Origin of the sequence: Streptomonospora nanhaiensis, assembly GCF_026642255.1 — a bacterium.
GTDB lineage: Bacteria > Actinomycetota > Actinomycetes > Streptosporangiales > Streptosporangiaceae > Nocardiopsis > Nocardiopsis tropica.
In genome coordinates, this window is the sequence record NZ_CP113264.1 from 6,331,047 (window position 1) to 6,351,058 (window position 20,012).

12 protein-coding genes are annotated in these 20,012 nt (G+C 72.8%); 6 read left to right on the forward strand and 6 right to left on the reverse strand.

Annotated elements, in window-relative coordinates; translation table 11 throughout:
• Positions 1 to 675 precede the first annotated feature (675 nt).
• Both OUQ99_RS27200 and OUQ99_RS27205 read left to right on the forward strand, forming a co-directional pair.
• The gene (locus tag OUQ99_RS27200) at positions 676 to 1,953 is read left to right on the forward strand and encodes a glycosyltransferase (protein ID WP_267946618.1); all 1,278 of its coding nucleotides are present in this window, start codon (positions 676 to 678) and stop codon (positions 1,951 to 1,953) included.
• Between the two features lie 86 nt (positions 1,954 to 2,039).
• A complete protein-coding gene (locus OUQ99_RS27205) occupies positions 2,040 to 2,972 on the forward strand; it encodes an anti-sigma factor RsbA family regulatory protein (protein ID WP_267946619.1) in 933 nt (310 codons plus the stop codon).
• On the opposite strand, the gene OUQ99_RS27210 is transcribed toward OUQ99_RS27205, so the two are convergent.
• Positions 2,962 to 3,309, reverse strand: a complete 348-nt coding sequence (locus OUQ99_RS27210) for an STAS domain-containing protein (protein WP_267946620.1) — start codon at positions 3,307 to 3,309, stop codon at positions 2,962 to 2,964. The two genes, OUQ99_RS27205 and OUQ99_RS27210, sit on opposite strands and share 11 nt — an antisense overlap.
• Before the next feature lie 52 nt (positions 3,310 to 3,361).
• On the reverse strand, positions 3,362 to 4,117 hold the full coding sequence (locus OUQ99_RS27215; protein WP_267946621.1) for an ANTAR domain-containing response regulator: 756 nt from the start codon (positions 4,115 to 4,117) through the stop codon (positions 3,362 to 3,364).
• 103 nt (positions 4,118 to 4,220) lie between these two features.
• Between OUQ99_RS27215 and OUQ99_RS27220 the strand changes: the two genes are divergently transcribed.
• Positions 4,221 to 5,387, forward strand: coding sequence for a PAS domain-containing protein (locus OUQ99_RS27220; protein WP_267946622.1), 1,167 nt, complete (start codon positions 4,221 to 4,223; stop codon positions 5,385 to 5,387).
• 305 nt (positions 5,388 to 5,692) lie between these two features.
• Here OUQ99_RS27220 and OUQ99_RS27225 read toward each other — a convergent pair whose 3' ends face one another.
• Together OUQ99_RS27225 and OUQ99_RS27230 are read right to left on the reverse strand one after the other, a co-directional pair.
• A complete protein-coding gene (locus OUQ99_RS27225) occupies positions 5,693 to 6,331 on the reverse strand; it encodes a response regulator (protein ID WP_267946623.1) in 639 nt (212 codons plus the stop codon).
• 6 nt (positions 6,332 to 6,337) lie between these two features.
• A complete protein-coding gene (locus tag OUQ99_RS27230) occupies positions 6,338 to 11,374 on the reverse strand; it encodes a HAMP domain-containing protein (RefSeq protein ID WP_267946624.1) in 5,037 nt (1,678 codons plus the stop codon).
• Between the two features lie 401 nt (positions 11,375 to 11,775).
• Here OUQ99_RS27230 and OUQ99_RS27235 point away from each other — a divergent pair, with 401 nt between their 5' ends.
• A complete protein-coding gene (locus tag OUQ99_RS27235; protein WP_267950524.1) occupies positions 11,776 to 13,944 on the forward strand; it encodes a SpoIIE family protein phosphatase in 2,169 nt (722 codons plus the stop codon).
• Between the two features lie 18 nt (positions 13,945 to 13,962).
• On the opposite strand, the gene OUQ99_RS27240 is transcribed toward OUQ99_RS27235, so the two are convergent.
• Positions 13,963 to 14,568: a response regulator transcription factor gene (locus tag OUQ99_RS27240; protein WP_267946625.1), complete on the reverse strand. Its 606-nt coding sequence runs from the start codon at positions 14,566 to 14,568 to the stop codon at positions 13,963 to 13,965.
• A 275-nt stretch (positions 14,569 to 14,843) separates the two neighbouring features.
• Between OUQ99_RS27240 and OUQ99_RS27245 the strand changes: the two genes are divergently transcribed.
• Together OUQ99_RS27245 and OUQ99_RS27250 are read left to right on the forward strand one after the other, a co-directional pair.
• Positions 14,844 to 16,712: a S1C family serine protease gene (locus OUQ99_RS27245; protein WP_267946626.1), complete on the forward strand. Its 1,869-nt coding sequence runs from the start codon at positions 14,844 to 14,846 to the stop codon at positions 16,710 to 16,712.
• A 338-nt stretch (positions 16,713 to 17,050) separates the two neighbouring features.
• On the forward strand, positions 17,051 to 18,340 hold the full coding sequence (locus OUQ99_RS27250; RefSeq protein WP_267946627.1) for a glycosyltransferase: 1,290 nt from the start codon (positions 17,051 to 17,053) through the stop codon (positions 18,338 to 18,340).
• A 161-nt stretch (positions 18,341 to 18,501) separates the two neighbouring features.
• Here the strand turns inward: OUQ99_RS27250 and OUQ99_RS27255 are convergent, their stop codons facing one another.
• Positions 18,502 to 19,923, reverse strand: a complete 1,422-nt coding sequence (locus OUQ99_RS27255) for a sensor histidine kinase (RefSeq protein ID WP_267950525.1) — start codon at positions 19,921 to 19,923, stop codon at positions 18,502 to 18,504.
• Positions 19,924 to 20,012: the final 89 nt, after the last annotated feature.

Below are 20,012 nucleotides of genomic sequence, written 5' to 3' on the forward strand. Positions count from 1 at the left end.
GTACCGACCTACTGCTGGAGTCGGTCAAAATCCGCGTACATCATGGCGGAAAACACCCGGATATGCAGTTCCCGCACCGGTTCCGGCCGATAAAAGTGCTGTGACGGGTGGGCCTCCGGTGTGTGTCGCGGCCTTCCGTGGTCCCGGTCCGACAGTAGCGGCGTCCACGCGCGCCCGACAGGGCCGATCGGCGGGTACGGAGAACCCCCAGCGCACAGGGGGTCCCGGGGTATTACGGTCCGCCCCGAAGTCTCCTTGGGGCATGGCGCGAGACCGGCCTCGCGTTGTCCGCCCGCGAGGCGTCTGGCAGAATGGGCCCCGTTGGGTGTCTAAGACGCAGACACACACGACCCGCCACGTGCGCCGCGACTCCGTCGCGCCCGTGGTCCTCGATCTCCTTCGACGGTCGTTTGGTGTGATCACTGTGCGTCTGCCCTGCCTCTCTTCCTTTCCCGGTTCGCCCCGCAGCAGCCGCGTGCCCTCCGTGCGCGCGGCCGTCAGTGCTGCCCGGCGTCCACCACCCGCTGTGCCCGGGCGTTCCCGACCCGTGCGCCCGCTCTCCCCTGGATCGCACAGCCGCCGTCCCGCCCGGGGGGATTCCGATCCCCGCTCCGGAGTCACCTCGGGCGTTCGCACCTACGACGGGCACCGTTCTCGCCCAAGGAGTCCAGCCCAGTGAAGATCGCCATGATCGCCGAACACGCCAACCCCCTTCCCGCCCACCGGGGGGAGCCCGCCTGCCCCGCGAGCCTGCACGTCTGCGCGCTCTCCCGGCAGCTGGCCAAACTCGGTCACAAGGTGACGGTCTACGCCCGTCGCAGCGACCCCGAGCAGCCGGAGGGGCGCACCCGGATGGCGCGCGGCGTCTCCGTCACCTACCTCGACGCCGGCCCCGCCAGCCCGCTTCCCGCCGATGAGCACGCCGAGCACACCGGCGCCTTCGGCACCGCCCTGGCCGCGGTCCTGGACGAGGACGCGCCCGACGTCCTGCACGCCATCGGCTGGACCAGCGGTCTCGCGGCGCTGCACGCCCAGGCGCACAGCGAGAGCGACCAGAGCGGGACCCCCATCGTCCAGACCTTCCACTCCCTCAACGCCAGCGAACAGCGCTCCGGGCTGTCCCACCACCCCGAACGCGCCCGCATGGAGACGATCCTCGCCTCCCGCGCCGACCACGTCCTGGTCAACTCCACCGACCAGCAGGGCGAGCTGGCGCGCCTGGGCGTGCCCCGGCACCACGTGAGCGTCGTGCCCTTCGGCGTGGACCCCGACCACTTCAGCATGGAGGGCGGGACCTCGGCCGAGCACTGGACCTCCCGGCGCGAGGAGCGCGCGCGACTGGTGTCGGTCACCTCCCTGACGGAGGCCGGCGGCGCCGACCGCCTCGTCGAGTCCATGACCCGCCTGCCCGAGGCGGAGCTGCTCATCGTCTCCACCGCCGAGGACCTCGACGTCGCCCTCGACGAGAACGCCCGCCGGGTGGAGCTCCTGGCCAAGGAGGCCGGCGTCGACGACCGCGTCCACCTCGTCGGACCGGTCGAGCGCAAGGAGCTGCCGCGCCTGCTGCGCTCGGCCGACGTGTACGTGTCCGCCGCCTCCTACGACCCCTACGGCGGTGCCGTCCTGGAGGCCATGGCCTGCGGCCTGCCCGTCGTGGCCACCGCGACCGGCGCGACCCCCGGCGCGGTCCTGCACCGCACCAGCGGCGTGCTGATGCGGTTCGGCCGGCCGGACGAGGTCGCGCGCTCCGTGCGCGCCGTGCTCAGCACCCCGACCATGAGCACCGCCTACGGGATCGCCGCCGTGGACCGTGCCCGCTCGCGGTTCACGTGGCAGCGGATCGCCGTGGAGACCGAGATCGCCTACGACCGGTCGCGCCCGCAGCAGGCGGAGGACGAGGGCGCCGACGGGAGCGAGACGGACGGCCTCCTGCTGTCCGGGGCCACCCGCTGATCCGTGTGTTCCCCCGTCCCCCCGTGTCCGTGTCCCGAGCCCGGCGGAGCCCCCTCCGGGCGGCCGGGGCGCGGAGCCGTGCGCCGATGACCTTCGAGCACCAGGGACTCCTCTTCGAGAGCGAGGGGCGGTTCCACGACACGGCCCTGGAGCGGCTGCGGTCCGCGCTGGGCGGCGGCGCCCACGCGGCGCTCGCCGTCTCCGGGGCCCGCGCCGCCGCCCTCGTCGGGTCCCTGTCCCCCGCGGAGGGCGCGCGCGTCCACGTGCTCGACAGGGACGGGCTCTACGAGGCCCCTGGGCGCACCCTGGCGGCCCTGCACCGCCTGACCCTCACCCACGAACCCGTGGCGCTGGTGGCGGAGCCACCGCCCCCCTCCGGTTCGGGGACCGAGACGCGCGAGTGGCTGCGCCTGGAGTCGGTCCTGTGCACGGCGCTGGCGCCCCTGGGCCTGCGCCTGCTGTGCGCCTACGACGGGCGGGTGCTCGGCCCGAGGGCCCGCGCGGCGGTGCGCGCCACCCACCCGGCGCTGGTGGGCCCGGGCGGGCCCGGTCCCAACCCCGGCTACCTGGGCACGGCGGCGTTCGGCGCCCTGCCGGCCGTACCGGACCCCCTGCCGGTCGGCGGGCCCGTCCACCGGCTGGAGATCGGGATGTCGCTCCCCCGGCTGCGCCGTGAGCTGACCGCGCTCTGCGAGTCCCTGGGCCTGGCCCGGCACCGGGCCGACAGCCTCGTCGTGGCCGTGAACGAGCTGGCCGCGAACGTGCTGGAGCACGGGGCGGGCAAGGGCTCCGTCAGCCTCTGGCGGGGCCCCGACCGGTGGGTGTGCGACGTGTTCGACGAGCACGGGGGCCTCACCGACCCGTTGGCGGGCTACCGTCCCGCCGACAGCATGCGCCCGCGCGGGTACGGGCTGTGGATCACCCGCCAGAGCTGCGACTTCCTGGAGATCAGCGGGGACGGCGGGGGGTCGACGGTACGGCTGCACTTCGTGGACGGGCTCGGGGGGCTCAGCCCCTGAGCGAGTCGACCGCCTCGTCGGTGCTCGGCACGATCGGGATGACCTGGTCGATGCCGGCTATCACGAACAGACGGTTGACCTGCTGCTGCGGCTCGGCGACCACGAACCCCACGTCCATGTCCCGGCCGCGCCGGAAGGCCGCGACGAGCACCCCGATGCAGCGGGAGTCGCAGAAGCCGACCTTGGCGAGGTCCACCACCACGCCCCGCGGCCGGTCGGCGGCCAGGACCTCCTCCAGGACGTCGGCCAGGCCGGGAGAGGTCACCGCGTCCATCTCCCCCACGGGGGTGACGACGACGACGTCATGCTCGCGACGGATCGAGATGTCTGACGTCACGGTCGCTTCTCCTTGTCGCTGCGGGTCGGAGCCTCATCATGGCGGTTTTCGATCACGCTCGGGACTCGTCACCCGCCGTGTTCTCCATGACCAGGTCCCTGGCCACGTCCACGACCCGCTTGCGGTTGCGCTGGGCGACCTCCCGCAGCGCGGTGAAGGCCGTGTCCGCGTCGCAGCCGCGCGCGTGCATGATGATGCCCTTGGCCTGGTCGATGTAGGTGCGCGCGGACATCGCCCGGCGCATGTGCGCGGTCTCGCGCGCCACGTCGGCCTGGCGCCCCACCGTGTGCAGGGCCGCCGCCGCGTGCTCCGCCAGCAGTGCGGTGAGCGGTGCGACGACCTGCTCGTCGAAGGCGTCGGCGCGGCCGGAGTGCACCCCGAACGTGACCACGCGGTCGTCGTCGGCGCCGTCGCCGGACAGGAGGCTGGGCAGGGTGATGGAGGAGCGGTCGCCGCACTGGACGGCCATGGCGGTGTAGCTCGGCCACCGGTGGGGTTCGCGGAGCACGTCGGCGACCCCGACCCGGGCCATCTCCCGCACGGCCTCCACCGTCGGTCCCTGGTCGGTCGTGTACTGGTGCTCGAAGGCGGCGGAGAGATCGGCGTGGGAGGCGCCGTAGTCGGTCACCACGTGGCGGACCGTCCCGTCGGCCCCCTCGACCTCGCGCCACAGCACGACGAGGGCGGCCGAGCAGCCGGGGACCCCGAAGGCGGCGGCCCTGCTCATCTGGTCGAGGGCGCGTTCGAGGGTGGTGTTCTCCGCCTGTCCCAGCGCACCGATGTCGCGGGCCAGGCGTTCGATCCACACGGCGGGGCCTCCTTCCGCGTCCGGGGCTCACCCGCTAACCGTAACCTTGGGGATCACGGACCCGGACATCCGGGAGAGACCAGCCACGACGGGAGCCCTGAGCGTGTCGGAGAACCTCGCCGGGTTGCAACGCGAGACCACTGCTCTCAGTGAGAGAACAGCCGCCCTCCGCAACACGCACACGATGTACCCGGACGACGCCGAGGGCACCGCCGAGGCGGCCCTCGCGGAGCTGGAGTACGCGGAACGCCTGCTCAACGACGCGGGGGCGCAGCTGGCCCGCGCCCACAGCCAGCCCGGGCCGCGCCGCCAGAACGACGACGACCGCAACCTGCTCCGGGCGGTGTTCACCGAGCTCAGCGTCCCGGTGGTGCTGCTGGACCACGAGGGGTACATCAGACGGATCAACAACGCGGGGGCCGCCCAGCTGGGCAGCGCACCGGGCTACCTCACCGGGAAGACCTTCGCCCACTTCGTGGACCTGCGCAAAAGGGCGGCGATGCAGTCCTGGCTCGCGGCCGTGCTGCGCGGCGGCGGGCCGGCCTCGCTGGAGTCGCGGCTGGCGCAGCGCGGGTGGGCGGAGGACGTCCACCTCACCCTCACCCGCCTGGAGCTGCCCACGGAGCCGAACCCGCTGGTGCTGGTGGCGATGTCGCCGCCGATGAACGGCGCCGAGGAGGAGGCCCCGTCCCCGCTCGAACCGGAGGTGGAGGACCAGGTGGTGGTCCTCGCCGCCCGTCGGCTGGACGTCCTGACGAGGATGACGCGGCTGCTGCTGCGGTCCGCGGGGCCCGGCGGGGCGGGGGAGCCGCTCGCCCTCGCGGACGCCGCCGAACTGCTCGCCGACTCCTACGCGGACTGGGTGGTCGTGGACGTGTGCGACCTGCCCACCGACCCCGGGGTCGCCCGGCGCGCCGTGGTCGCCGGCCCTCCCGACGCGGCGCCCGGTGTGCGGGAGGAGGTCGCGGCCGTGTCGCCCGGGGGGTCCGAGATCCCCGGCGAGGTGCTCGGCCGGGGCCAGTCCCTGCTGTTCCCCCTCATCGAGGACGAGTCGGTGCTGGGCGCCGCCGGGTCGGGCGCTCCCCTGCTCGCGGTGCTCGGGGCCGGGTCGCTCCTCTCCGTCCCGCTCCGGGGGAGCCGGGGCGTGCGCGGCGCGCTCACCCTGATCCGCCGCAGCAACCGCAGCAGCTTCCGCCTCGCCGACCTGGGGCTCATCGAGGAGATCGGCGAGCACATCGGACTCGCGCTCCCTCCCCGTCCCGTCCCCTGATCCCGCTCCCCCGCCCCAGGGGGTTGCGAGTGAGAACACGACCCCACCCCAGGGGGTGTGCGTCAGAACGCACCCCCGCCCCAGGGGGTTGCGAGTGAGGGCGCCGCCGGGGTGCTGCAGGACGAGTCAAGCCGCGAGCGAGGAACGAGCGGCAGGCGCAGACGAGGACGAAGCACACCGGCCTCAAGGCGCCCGAACCCCGGGGCAAAGCGAAGCGGAGCCCCAGGGCAAACACAGGAAGCACACCGGCCTCAAGGCGCCCGAACCCCGGGGCAAAGCGAAGCGGAGCCCCAGGGCAAACACAGCTACTCGGGGCCGTGCAGGGTGTCCACCAGTGTGGACAGCTGCGACACCGACCGGTCCATCCGGCGCACGCCGTTGACGAGGGGCTGGTCCACGTCCTGGTAGTTGGTGACGATGTGCTCGCGCAGTTCGGCGAGGTCGGACTGCACCTGCCGTGAGCGCAGCGCCAGCTGCTCGGCCAGGATCTTGCCCGGCTCCCCGGTCTCCTGGCCGAGGTCGCGCTGGAGGGCGCGGGCCTGCTCGCGCATCTGCGCCTTGAGCTGGTGCAGCTCCACGAACACCTCGACCTTGGAGCGCAGCACCCACGGGTCGAAGGGCTTGAGCAGGAAGTCGACCGCGCGCGACGCGTAGCCGCGGAAGACCTGGTGCCGGTCGATCTCCTGTGCCGTCAGGAAGATGATCGGCACGTCCTTGGTCTTCTCGCGCTGCTTGATGTGGGCGGCGGTCTCGAACCCGTCCATCCCCGGCATGACCACGTCGAGCAGGATGACCGCGAAGTCGGTGCCCAGGAGGTGCTTGAGCGCCTCCTCCCCGGAGTTCGCACGGACCAGGTTCTGGTCGAGGGACGTGAGGGCGGCCTCCAGCGCGATCAGGTTCTCGTCGCGGTCGTCGACGAGAAGGATGTTGGCCTTCTGGGTCACTTCGGGTTACTCCAGGTCTTCGGTCGGGGTGCTGGTGCCAGTGTCCCCGTTCGGGTCGTTGTTATCCCTGGTACCGGCGCGGGTGTTGTCGCCGTCGTCGGCCGTCGCGCCATTCTGCCCGGTCCGTGTGTCGTCCGCGCCGTCGGCCCCGGTTCCGGCGGAGGCCGCCGCGGCGGCGGCGTCCTCGGCCGCCGCTCCGGCGATGGTCTCCTCCCGGCCCGCGGTGAGCCAGCGCCGCATGACGTCGAGCAGGTGGTCCAGGTCGACGGGCTTGGTCACGTAGTCCGTGGCGCCCGCCGCGAGGCTGCGCTCGCGGTCGCCCTGCATGGCCTTGGCGGTGAGCGAGATGATCGGCAGGTCGGCGAACTGCGGCATCTCCCGGATGCGCTGGGTCGTCTGGTTGCCGTCCAGCTCCGGCATCATCACGTCCATGAGGACCAGGGAGATGTCCTCGTTGGCCTCCAGCCTGGCGATGCCCGCGTGGCCGTTGTCGGCGTAGAGCACCTCCAGCCCCTGCGCCTCCAGGGCGCTCGTCAGGGCGAAGACGTTGCGCACGTCGTCGTCGACGATGAGGACCCGCTGGCCGGCCAGGACGGCGCGCCGCTCGGGGTCGGTGCGCGCCTCGGCCTCCTTCGGCTCCTCCGCGGCCTCTCCCCCGGCCGGTGCGGCCGACTCGGGCGCCTTGAGCACCGGGACGGTGGGCAGCGGTTCGTGGCCGATGTCGGTGAGGGCGGCCACCGCCGCGTCGAAGTCCTCGTCCGGCATGGCGAAGTCGTCGTTGATCGGGACGCCCGTCCCGAACCCGGTCCCGAAGGCGTCCTGGGCGGGGTCGGTGTCGCCGCGGCCGGTCTCCAGCATGGGCACCGAGGACACGCCGACCGCCTGGTCGTCCCGGTCCCCGGCGTCCTCGGGAAGGCGGACCGGCAGCAGCAGCGTGAAGGTCGAGCCCTGGTTCGCGACGCTCTGCACCCGGATCTCCCCGCCGAGCAGGCGGGCGAAGTTCCGGCTGATCGACAGGCCGAGGCCCGTACCGCCGAACCTCCGCGACGTGCCTCCGTCGCCCTGGTGGAAGGCCTCGAAGATGACCTGGAGCTTGTCCTCGGCGATGCCGATCCCGGTGTCCGCGACCGTGAAGGCGATGACCTCCTCGTTCTCCTCGAACATCTCCAGGTCGGCGTCCTCCAGCGCCCACGCGGGCTCGATGAGGAGGCGCACCTCGCCCTGCGGCGTGAACTTGACGGCGTTGGACAGCAGGTTGCGCAGTATCTGCTGGAGCCTCTGCTCGTCGGTCCACAGCGTCCCCGGGATGTCCGGCGACACGTCCACCGCGAACGCGAGCCCCTGCTCGCCCGTGACCGGGCGGAAGGTCGCCTCGACGTAGTCCACCAGCTGTCCGATGGACACCTCGCTCGGCTGGACCTCCGCGCGGCCGGCCTCCACCTTGGACAGGTCGAGGATCTCGTCGATGAGCAGCAGCAGGTCGCTGCCCGCCTTGTGGATGGTCTGGGCGAACTCGACCTGCTTGGGCGAGAGGTTCTGCTCCCCGTTGTCGGCGAGCAGTCGCGCCAGGATGAGCAGGCTGTTGAGCGGTGTGCGCAGCTCGTGCGACATGTTCGCCAGGAACTCGGACTTGTACTTGGAGGAGACCTGGAGCTGGTGCGCCCGCTCCTCCAGGGCGTTCCTGGACCGCTGGATCTGCTGGTTCTGGAGCTCGATGGCCCTGTTCTGGTTGGCGAGCTGGGTGGCCTTCTGCCGGAGTTCGGCGTTCTTGCCGCGCAGCTCCTCCTGCTGGCGCTGGAGCTCGTTCGAGCGCTCCCGCAGCTGGCTGGTGAGCTGCTGCGACTGCTCCAGCAGGTGCTCGGTGCGGTTGTTGGCGAGGATGGTGTTGATCGTCGTGCCGAGCAGGGCGACCAGCTGGCGCAGGAAGTTCTTGTGGATCTCGCGGAACTCGCCGTAGGAGGCGAACTCCACGACGCCGAGGGCGCGCTCCTCCGAGACGATCGGGAGGATGTACAGGTTGCGGGGCGAGGCCTCGCCCAGGCCGGACTCGACCTTGACGTACCCCGGCGGGATGTTGCCCACCTGCTGTTCGACCTGCTGAGAGAGGGCCTCGCCGATGAGTCCGACGCCCTTGCGGACGCGGCGGCGGCTCTCGCCCGGCTCGAAGCCGAACCCCGCGTAGAAGAGGAAGTTCTCCTCGTCGTCCTGGGCCTCGGGCAGGTAGCAGGCGCCGTGCTGCGCGCCGATGAGCGGCGTCACCTCGGTCATGATGAGGCGGGCCAGCTCCTTGAGGTCGCGGTGGCCCTGGATGTGGCCGGAGATGCGGGCCACGTTGGACTTGAGCCAGTCGGCGTCCCGCTGGGTGGCGGTGGTCTCGCGCAGGTTGGACACCATCAGGTTGATGTTGTCCTTGAGCTGCTCCATCTCACCGCGGGCGTCGACCTGGATGTTGCGGGTCAGGTCGCCCTCGGCGACGGCGCTGGCCACCTCGGCGATCGCGCGCACCTGCGTGGTGAGGTTGCCCGCCAGCCCGTTGACGCTGTCGGTGAGCTGCTTCCAGGTGCCCGAGACGCCCTCGACCTTGGCCTGGCCGCCCAGCTGCCCCTGGCTGCCCACCTCGTGGGCGACGCGGGTGACCTCCGTGGCGAAGGCCGACAGCTGGTCCACCATGGTGTTGACCGTCGTCTTGACCTCCAGGATCTCGCCCTGGGCGTTGACGTCGATCTTCTTCGTGAGGTCTCCGGCCGCGACCGCCGTCGTCACCTCGGAGATGTTGCGCACCTGCGTGGTGAGGTTGTGCGACATCGAGTTGACGTTCTCGGTGAGGTCGTTCCAGATGCCGGACACGCCCTTGACGTTGGCGCGACCGCCCAGCTTGCCCTCGGTGCCCACCTCGCGGGCGACCCGCGTGACCTCGTCGGCGAACGCGGACAGCTGGTCGACCATCACGTTGATGGTGTCCTTGAGCTCGAGGATCTCCCCCTTGGCGTTGACCGTGACCTTCTTGGTCAGGTCGCCCGCCGCGACCGCGCGCGTGACCATGGAGATCTGCCGCACCTGGTAGGTCAGGTTGTTGGCCATGGAGTTGACGTTGTCCGTCAGGTCCTTCCAGACCCCGGAGACGTCGCGGACGTGGGCCTGCCCGGCGAGCTTGCCCTCCGTGCCCACCTCGCGCGCCACCCGGGTGACCTCGCTGGCGAAGGAGTCGAGCTGGTCCACCATCTTGTTGATGGTGTCCTTCAGCTCCATCATCTCGCCCTGGGCGTCCACGGTGATCTTCTTGGTGAGGTCGCCGGCGGCGACGGCGGTCGTCACCTGGGAGATGTTGCGGACCTGGTAGGTGAGGCTGTTCGCCATGGAGTTGACGTTGTCGGTCAGGTCCTTCCAGATGCCCGACACGCCCTTGACGTTGGCGCGACCGCCCAGCTTGCCCTCGGTGCCGACCTCGCGCGCCACGCGCGTGACCTCGTCGGCGAACGCGGACAGCTGGTCGACCATCACGTTGATGGTGTCCTTGAGCTCGAGGATCTCCCCCTTGGCGTTGACCGTGACCTTCTTGGTCAGGTCGCCCGCCGCGACCGCGCGCGTGACCATGGAGATCTGCCGCACCTGGTAGGTCAGGTTGTTGGCCATGGAGTTGACGTTGTCCGTCAGGTCCTTCCAGACCCCGGAGACGTCGCGGACGTGGGCCTGCCCGGCGAGCTTGCCCTCCGTGCCCACCTCGCGCGCCACCCGGGTGACCTCGCTGGCGAAGGAGTCGAGCTGGTCCACCATCTTGTTGATGGTGTCCTTCAGCTCCATCATCTCGCCCTGGGCGTCCACGGTGATCTTCTTGGTGAGGTCGCCGGCGGCGACGGCGGTCGTCACCTGGGAGATGTTGCGGACCTGGTAGGTGAGGCTGTTCGCCATGGAGTTGACGTTGTCGGTCAGGTCCTTCCAGATGCCCGACACGCCCTTGACGTTGGCGCGACCGCCCAGCTTGCCCTCGGTGCCGACCTCGCGCGCCACGCGCGTGACCTCGTCGGCGAAGGAGTCGAGCTGGTCGACCATGGTGTTCACGGTGTTCTTCAGGGCCAGCATCTCGCCCTGCACGTCGACCTGGACCTTCTGGGTCAGGTCGCCCCTGGCCACCGCCGTCGTGACCTGTGAGATGTCACGCACCTGGTTGGTCAGGTTGTCCGCCATCGAGTTGACGTTCTCGGTGAGGTCCTTCCAGATGCCCTGCACGCCGCGCACGTTGGCCCGGCCGCCGAGCTTGCCCTCGGTGCCCACCTCGCGGGCCACGCGCGTGACCTCGTCCGCGAACGTGGACAGCTGGTCCACCATCGTGTTGACGGTGTCCTTGAGGTCGAGCATCTCGCCCTGGACGTCGATGGTGATCTTCTTGCTCAGATCACCCCGGGCCACGGCCGTCGTCACCTCGGAGATGTCGCGGACCTGCACGGTGAGGCGGGACGCCATCTGGTTGACGGACTCGGTGACCTCGCGCCAGGCGCCGGAGACGCCCTCGACCCGCGCGGTGCCGCCGAGCTTGCCCTCGGTGCCCACCTCGCGGGCCACGCGCGTGACCTCCTCGGTGAACCCGCTCATCTGGTCGGCCATGCGGTTGACGGTGGTGGCCAGGCGGAGCAGGTCGCCCCGGAGCTCGCCGCGGCGGCCGTCGGTGGAGGCGCGGCGGCTCAGCCGGCCCTCCGCGACCGAGTCCAGGACCTGGGCGACCTCGGACAGGGGTTCGGCGACCTCGTCCAGGAGCTCGTTCAGGGCCTGGGCGCTCTCGCCCCACGCCCCGCGGGAGGGGTTGACGTTGACGCGCTCGTTGAGGCGCCCCTCGTCGCGGACGACGTCGCCGACCCGCTGGAGCTCCTTGCTCAGCTGCTCGCTGTGGTCGACCACCTCGTTGAAGACGGAGGCGATCTCCCGGACCGTGCCGCTGCCGCGCTTCCGGAGGCGGACACTGAAGTCGCCGTCGCGCATGCGGTACAGGGCACGCAGAATCTCGTCGAGCTGGTCGTCGGCCACCAGTTCCTTGACCGCCTCGGGCATCGAACCCCCTCCTCAACCTGCCTCGTCACCGCTGTGTCCGGGGGTCCGCGGTGTGGCCCGCGTACCCTTGGTGACACCCCGTCACGCTACCCGCGCGAAGTACCACCCGAAAGAAGCGGATGTGTCGACTTACACTAACCGGCCGGGGTGGGCGGCACGGGCGGGTTCTCCATGTTGGGTTCCTGCGCCCGCCTCCCCGAGCCGGTCAGCGCGCCGTCCCCCGTGCCCCGGGGGACGTGGTGGTATCACGGGGAGCGGTACCGCGCGACCCCCGGTCCGGAGGTTTCCGGGCGATACCCCGGGATCCGAGGGCGGGCGCACGCGTATCGTGTCAGTGACCACCACCCCCTCGCCCGTATCCAGCGACGAAGGACACCGACGGCTTGCCAGCACACGACGCGTTGAAGGTCGCTCGACGAGAGTTCCCTCCTGCCCCGGAGACCGCGGCCGCTGCCCGTGAGTTCGTTCACGACACCCTCCTCTCCTGGGGCGTCCCCGATCCGTTCGACGACGTGATCCTGCTGGTCAGCGAGCTGGTGACCAATGCCGTCATCCACGCGAGGTCGAGCCTGGACGTGACCGTGCGCCGGGCCGAGGGCGCGACCGAGGTGATGGTCACCGACTCCGCGCCCGAGCGCGCCGTGCCCCAGGCCGGTCCGCTGGCCGTGGACACCTCGCCGTCCAGGGACGACGAGCGCAGCGGCGGGCTGGGGCTGGCCCTGGCGTCCGCGATCGCGTCCAGCTGGGGCGTGAGCTACGGGCGCAACGACAAGGCGGTGTGGTTCCGGATCGAGGACGCCCCCGGCGAGCACCCCTCGCTGGAGTCGCCCCAGGTGCGGCGCGGTCCGGCCCGTCAGGTGCGCCCCGCGCCGTGGTCGGCGCTGGACGCCGCCCTCGGCTCGCGGCTGACCCTGCCGCAGCTGCTGGAGCGCACCGTGGAGTACGCGGCGACCGCCCTGGGCGGCGATGCCGCCTACATCACGCTGGCGACCTCCGACGAGACCATGTGGGAGGTGCGCGCCGCCGTCGGGCTGACCCCGGGCGGGGCGCCGTGGCGGCCGCTGCGCGTGCGCACCGAGGAGACCTTCCCGTCCGCCGCGCCCGAGCCCGGCGCGGTGATCAACGACGACCTGATGATCGCCCGCACCGGGCGCGGCCGCCTGTCGCGGGCGGGGATGCGCTCGCTGGTGACGGCGCCGCTGATCGTGGACGGCCGGGTGGCCGGCCTGCTCGGGGTCGCCTCCAGGCGGGCCAGGCACTTCGGTCCGTCCGCCGCCAGGAAGCTCCAGGAGGGCGCGGACCTCATCGCGCTTCCGGTGGAGCGCTCGCGCCTGGCCGAGGTCGAGCTCAACCGGCGCGCGTCGCTGAGCTTCCTGGCCGAGGCCAGCGACCTGCTCGCGGGCACGCTGGACGAGCGGATGACGGGCGCGCTCGCCGCCCAGCTGATCACCTCCCGACTGGGCCGGTGGTGCTCCATCCACACCATCAACGAGTTGGGCAGCTCCCAGCTCACCCACGTGGTGCACGGGGACGAGAACTACAACGACGTCCTGCGCGCCCTGCTGACCGGGCTGCCGCCGCGGGAGCAGCGCGAGCCGCAGCCCCTGTGGTCGCCCGCCGAGCTCGCCGAGGAGGGGCTCGACGAGCAGCTGGTCCGCGAGCTGGCCAGCGGTCCCGCGATCAGCATCCCGCTGGTGGCGCACGGCCGCGCGCTCGGCCGGATGACGATCGGCAAGAACGAGGCGGACGACTTCACCCGCGAGGAGGTCGACGTCGCGGACGACCTCAGCCGCCGCGTGGCCTCCGCCATGGAGAACGCCCGCCTGCACGAGAAGCAGGCGGCGATGAGCAGCGCCCTCCAGCGCAGCCTCCTTCCCGCGAAGGAGAAGGAGCCGGTGATCCCGAGCGTGGACCACGCGGTGTTCTACCGCCCCGCGGACGAGAAGAACCAGGTCGGCGGCGACTTCTACGACGTGTTCGCCGCGAGCGGCCGCTGGTGCTTCGCCATCGGCGACGTGTGCGGGACCGGACCGGAGGCCGCGGCGGTGACCGGCCTGGCCCGGCACACCCTGCGTGCCCTGGCCAAGGAGGGGTTCACCCCGTCGCACATCATGCAGCGGCTGAACATGGCGATCCTGGACGAGAACACCTCCACCCGCTTCCTCACCATGCTCTACGGGGAGATGACCCCGGCCACCGACGAGGGCGGAGGGATGCGCGTACGGATGGTGTCCGCGGGCCATCCCCTCCCGATGCGGCTCAACCAGAAGGGCGAGGTCGAGAACTTCGGGATGTCGCAGCCCCTCCTGGGGGCGTTCGAGGACGTGGGCTTCACCACGGAGAGCGTCGACATCCGTCCCGGCGAGGTGGTCCTCGCGGTGACCGACGGCGTCACCGAGCGGCGCAGCAACACGGACATGCTCGGCGACGAGGGTCTGCTGGAGATCTTCTCCGGGTGCTCCGGCCTGACCGCGCAGGCGGTCATCAGCCGGATCGACCGCGAGCTGGAGGAGTACGCGCCGGGCGGCCACACGGACGACACGGCCATGCTGGTGCTGCGCTTCCTGTGACGGGGACCGGGCTCCCCGTCACAGCCAGCCCATGTCCTGCGCCGTGCGGATGGCCGACATGCGGTTGTCCGCACCGGTCTTGCCGATGGCGTTGGAGAGGTAGTTGCGGACCGTCCCCTCGGTCAGGTGCAGGGCGGCGGCGATCCTGGCGACGGTGGCCCCGTCGGACGCGGCACGGAGCACCTCGGCCTCGCGGTCGGTCAGGGGGCTCTCCCCTCCGACCATCGCGGCGGCCGCGAGGTCGGTGTCGATGTAGCGCCCTCCCCCGTGCACCCGCCGGATGGCGCCCGCGAGCTGGTCGACCGGGGCGTCCTTGGCGAGGAACCCGCGCGCCCCCGAGGCGAGGGCCCGGCGCAGGTAGCCGGGGCGGCCGAAGCTGGTGAGGATGACGACGCCGCAGCCGGGCGCGCTCTGCTTGAGCTGTGCGGCCACCTCGAGGCCGGTGCCGCCGGGCATCTCGATGTCCAGGACGGCGATGGAGGCGCCGTGTCCGAGGACCGCGTCGACCACCTGGTCGCCGCGGCCCACCTGCGCGACGACCTCCAGGTCCTCCTCCAGACCGAGGAGGGCCGCGATGGCCCCTCGGACGAGGTGTTCGTCATCGGCCAGCACGATCTTGATCAAGGTCGGCCCTTCTCACGTGTAGCCGGAGCCCCGGCGCGGTATTGTTCCGGACATTGTGGTGCATAAGGTTCTTGCAGGCACGGGAGCTCCGAGGGCCGCGGGGTCCGGCCCCCGCGGAGGCGGCCCGGGGAGCGCGCGCCCCCGCCGGCCTCCGGTCCGCCGCCCCCCGGCACGGACTCGAAACCCTGGTATATCGGGCTCTCACCCTGTTCTAACCCATGCGGCGCATGATGGATCCCGTCCACTAGACATCGTCCCGCCAGTCGGAGGATGAGTTGAACCCCAACGAACCGAGTACAGGTACCGAGCCCGGTGCGGCGGCCGGGAACGCCCGCCTCCCCGCCGAGCCGACCGACCAGCAGGTGCCGTCCGGTCAGGGACACTCCTCCGCCGACGGCGGGGCGCACGAGCCCGTGCCCGGCGGGGAGCGCGGGGGCGTTCCCGCCGGGCACGAGGACCGGTCGTCCGCGCCGCAGACGGCCGAGGGCAGCGGATCCGGGGCCCCCGGGCCGGAGGACGCCGGAACGGGGACCGCCGGCCCGGAGGACGCCGAGGGGCGGCCCGCGCAGGCGGAGGGTCACGCGGGCCCGCCGTTCGCGGCGGAGCAGCGGCCCCTGCCGCACGGGGGGTACGGGGAGCACCCGGGCACGGCCCACCCCGGACACCCCGTGCAGCACGCGGGGGCGCACGTGACCGGAACCGGTCCGCGCTTCTCCCCGCCGGAGCACGCCCCGCGGTGGGCCACGGGTCCCAACGAGGCGGACCGCGCCTCGTACACGTTCCCGCCGCACGTCGGCGGCCCCGGCGGTCCGGCGGGCGGCCCGCCCGACCAGTTCGCCGCGCACCAGGCCGGCCCCGGCCGTCCGTACGGCGGTCCGCAGGGACCCGGCGGCCCGAACGGCCCGGGGGCGCCCGGCGGTCCGGGCGCTCCGGGCGGGCCCGGCGGCCCGCCCCCGTTCGGCGACGGCTCGGGCTTCGGTCCGGGCGGCCACGGCCACCCCCCGTACGGCGCTGCCGCGCCCGGCCCCGCGGCCGACGGCGGCAAGAAGCGGGGCGGGCGGGTCGTGACGATCGCCGCCGTGACCGCGCTGGTCACGAGCCTGATCGTCGGTCCGGCCGCGGCCCTGGGCACCGCCTACCTCTTCCCGAACGGCCTGGGCTCCCCGGTGAGCTCCCTGACGGGCGAGCAGGGCAGCACGCCCACGGAGGGGGCGGTCGGCGAGGTCGCCGAGAGCGTCCTGCCGAGCGTGGTGTCGATCCAGACCGCCAACGGCGGCGGCAGCGGCGTGGTCATCTCCTCCGACGGCCAGATCCTCACGAACGCGCACGTGGTGGAGGCGTCCGGGGGCGGCCCGCTGGAGGTGCTGTTCAACGACGGGACCTCCGCCCCCGCCGAGGTGCTGGGCGCCGACACGGTCTCCGACATCGCGGTCATCCAGGCCGAGGGGCGCAACGACCTCGAACCGGCCACCCTCGGCGACTCCGAGCAGGTCGGCGTGGGCGCGGACGTGGTCGCGATCGGCTCCCCGCTGGGCCTGTCCGGGACGGTCACCACGGGCGTGGTGAGCGCCCTGAACCGGCCGGTGAACACGGGCGCCACCGAGAACGGCAACGGCCAGACCTCGACGGTGATCAACGCGATCCAGACGGACGCGGCGATCAACCCCGGCAACTCGGGCGGCCCGCTGGTGAACATGGCCGGCGAGGTGATCGGCATCAACACCGCGATCGCGGGGATCTCCCAGGACAGCGGTTCCGTGGGCCTGGGCTTCGCCATCCCGGTCAACCAGGCCCGTCCCATCGCCGAGCAGCTGATCGAGGACGGCAGCGCGAGCTACCCGGCCATCGAGGCCACCATCACCAACAGCCGCGGCGGCGGGGCCGAGGTCGTCGAGGTGGTCGAGGGCGGCGCCGCGGACGAGGCCGGCCTGTCGGCGGGCGACGTGGTGGTGTCCGTGGACGGCCGGGCCGTCACGACGCCGGACCAGCTGATCGCCGAGATCCGCTCCCGGCAGCCGGGCGAGGAGGTCACCTTCGGGGTGGTGTCCGGCGGCAGCGGCTCCCCCCAGGACGTGGCCGTCACACTCGGCGAGCAGAGTTCGGAGTCCGTCGAGAACGAGGCGGAGCAGGACGGGGGCAACTGACCGGACGCGGTCGCGGTCCCTCTCCACGGGGCGGTCCCTGGCTCTCGGCCCGGGGCCGCCCCGTCGCCGTTCCCGCCCCGCCCCGCCGCGCCGTCCGCGGGCGGCCACCGCCCCGGCCCCCGGGGTCCCCGGGCCCCGCCCTCCCGGGTCCGGCGGAGATCACCGATCGGCCACATCACGGTGCGCTTGCGCACACGGGTGAACACGCAGAGTATCCTTCTCTGCGCCGTGTGCTACCTGAGCGGTCGCCCCTCCGTCACCGGAAGGTCGGCGACGGTCAACGCGGGTGGGTCACACTCGTGCGTACGCGGCGACCCGACAGCCAGGAGATCCGGTCCATGTCCACGTCCTTCGCTTCAGCCTCCCCCACGACGGCGCCCCCTCCCCGGCCGGCCGGCGGCCCGGAGCGCCGGCCCCGGGTGCTGATCGGCACCGACACCTACCCCCCGGACGTGAACGGCGCCGCCTACTTCACCGAGCGCCTCGCCCGCGGCCTGGCCGGGCGCGGCGCCCGGGTGCACGTCGTGTGCCCCTCCCCGGAGGGCTCGCCCCGCACGGTCGAACGGGACGGGGTGGTCGAGCACAGGCTCCGCTCGATGTCCTCCCTCGTCCACGACAGCGTGCGCCTCGCGGTCCCCCTGGGGGTGCGCGGGCACCTGGACCTGCTGCTGGACCGGCTGGAGCCGGACGCGGTGCACATCCAGAACCACTTCCTCGTCGGCCGGATGCTGGCCGCGGCGGCCCGCGCCAGGGGCGTCCCCGTGGTCGCGACCAACCACTTCATGCCGGAGAACCTCTTCGACTACGTGCGCGTCCCCGGGCCGCTGCGCCCGTACGCCGCCCGGATCGCCTGGTGGGACCTGGGCGCCGTGCTGTCCCGGACGGAACACGTGACGACCCCGACGCCCGCGGCGGCCGGGCTGCTGCGGGAGCAGGGGTTCGCCAAGCCGGTCGAGCCGGTGTCCTGCGGGGTCGACCTGGCCGGGTTCAGCCCCCTGGACGGCGGGGCGGCGACCAAGCGGCGGCTGCGCGCGCGGCTGGGCGTCCCCGACCGGACGACGGTGCTGTTCGTGGGCCGGCTGGACGAGGAGAAGCGCGCCGAGGAGCTGGTGCGGGCGACGGCGCGGACGGCCTCAGCCCAGTTGCTGCTGGCCGGGCACGGCGCGTACCGGCGGAGCCTGGAGGAGCTGGCCGTGGCCGAGGGCGTGGCGGACCGGGTGGTGTTCCTGGGTTTCGTGTCGCAGGAGGACCTGCCCGACGTGTACCGGTGCGCGGACGTGTTCGCGATCGCGGGCGTCGCCGAACTCCAGAGCATCGCGACCCTGGAGGCGATGGCGAGCGGCCTGCCGGTGGTGGCGGCGGACGCCATGGCGCTGCCGCACCTGGTGGAGGAGGGCCGCAACGGGTACCTGTACCGGCCGGGCAGCCCTGAGGAGCTGGCCGCGAGGATCGAGGACGTGGTCGCGGACGAGGGCGGGCGCCTGAGGATGGGCGAGCACAGCCGGGCGATGGCCTCGCGGCACCGGTTGGAGGACTCCCTGGAGCGGTTCGAGCGGATCTACCTGGAGGCAGCGGAGGGAACGGCGGTCCCGGCGTCCGCCGCGGCCGGGGCCGTCCTGAGCGGCTGACGGCGGCGCCGAACCGCCCGCCCCGGAGGAGGGGCCCGGACCGGCGCGGCCACGCGGGACCGCCCACCGCGGAGCGGCGCCCCCGGGACACGGGCCCGGGACCCCGCCGTCCCGCTCCCGGTCCGCCCGCGGGAGGCGGCGCCCCGGCAGGCCCCGCACCCTCAGCCCGGCGGAGCCTCCGGCCCCCCGGGCCTGTGCTCCGGCAGCTGGAACCCGATGGCGGCGCCGCCCCCCTCGCGGTTGCGGGCGAACACCCGGCCGCCATGGGCCTGGGCGATCTCCTTCACCATGGACAGTCCGAGCCCGGAGCCGGGCAGGCCCCGGGCGACGGTGGCGCGGTAGAAGCGCTCGAAGACGCGGCCCAGCTCCTCCGGGTCGATGCCGGGGCCGCGGTCCAGTACCTCGACCGCGCCCGCCCGGACGCGGATCTCGATGGGCGCGGTGCCGTCGGGGTCGAACTTGGCGGAGTTCTCCACCGGATTGGCGACGGCCCGCTCCAGGGAGCCGGGGCGCCCCCACACCACGCTGTCGTCGGCGTCCACGACGATGTCCCGCCCGGTGCGCCTGCGGGTGCGCTCGGCGACCCTGTCGACGACCTCCCTCAGGGGGACCGCGCGCATCGCCTCGTCCTCGTGGTCGCCGGTGGCGAGTCCGACCAGCTCGTTGACGAGCGCGGTGAGCTCGCGGGTCTCCCCGCGCAGGTCGTCGATGAGGCTCTCCCGCGCCTCGGGGCTGAGCCGGTCCACCCTCCCCAGCACCTGGACGTTGGTGTAGAGGCTGGTGAGCGGGGTGCGGAGCTCGTGCGCGGCGTCCTGGACGAGTCGGCGCTGCTCCTCCTTGGACCTGGCCAGGCGGGCGAGCATCGCGTTGAAGGCGCTGCCGAGGCGGTCGACCTCGTCGTGGTTGCCCTCCTCGTGCGCGTCGCCGGGACCGACGGGGTCGAGGCGGCCCGTGGAGCTGACGTACTCCGCGGCGTCGGTGAGGCGGACGAGGCGCCCGGTGGTGCGGTGGCCGACCAGCCAGCCCACCGCCGCGGCGCAGAGGGCGACGAGCAGGCCCACCCACAGGATCTGGGTGGCGAGGCGGTCGAGCATCAGCTCGGTGGGCGACAGCCGCTGGAGGAGCTGCAGGGCTCCGGCGCCGTCGCCGACGGAGACCGTGGCCATCCGGTAGGCCTGCCCCTCGATGGACTGCTCGCGCATGTCGACGACGCCCGGCCTGGCCGTCGCGGCCAGTTCCATGTCCGCGTCGGAGGGGGTGAAGAAGACGACCTCGGCGGGGTCCTCGACGCTGACGGTGCGGCGGCCGTCGGGGCCGAGGAGCTGCACCTGGAGGTTGTCGCTGGACAGGAACGGGATGGGGCCGGCGGAGGGCCCGCCGCCCTCCTGCCCGTGGATCTCGACGAGCTTGTCGGACAGGTCGGCGACGGTGCTCTCGAACCCGTTCCTGACGTCGGCGCGGATGAGGGCGGCGGCGGTGGTGTAGGCCAGGGTGCCGACCAGGGCGATGATCACGGTGGCCACCAGCGCGAAGATGACCGCGAAGCGGGTTCCCAGCCGCCAGCCGCGCGGGTTGAGCACCACGCCGCCGCGCCAAGGGAGGGCGGCGTGGGCGCCGGCGGCCCCGGGGCCCGGCACGTCCGGACCGGCGCCGTCCCCGCGGCCGTCGGCGG

What these genes read in the sequence shown, in the direction of transcription:
- OUQ99_RS27205 (WP_267946619.1), top strand. Translation starts at nt 2,040, where the DNA reads ATGACCTTCGAGCACCAGGGACTCCTCTTCGAGAGCGAGGGGCGGTTC.
- OUQ99_RS27230 (WP_267946624.1), bottom strand. Translation starts at nt 11,374, where the DNA reads ATGCCCGAGGCGGTCAAGGAACTGGTGGCCGACGACCAGCTCGACGAG.
- OUQ99_RS27250 (WP_267946627.1), top strand. Translation starts at nt 17,051, where the DNA reads ATGTCCACGTCCTTCGCTTCAGCCTCCCCCACGACGGCGCCCCCTCCC.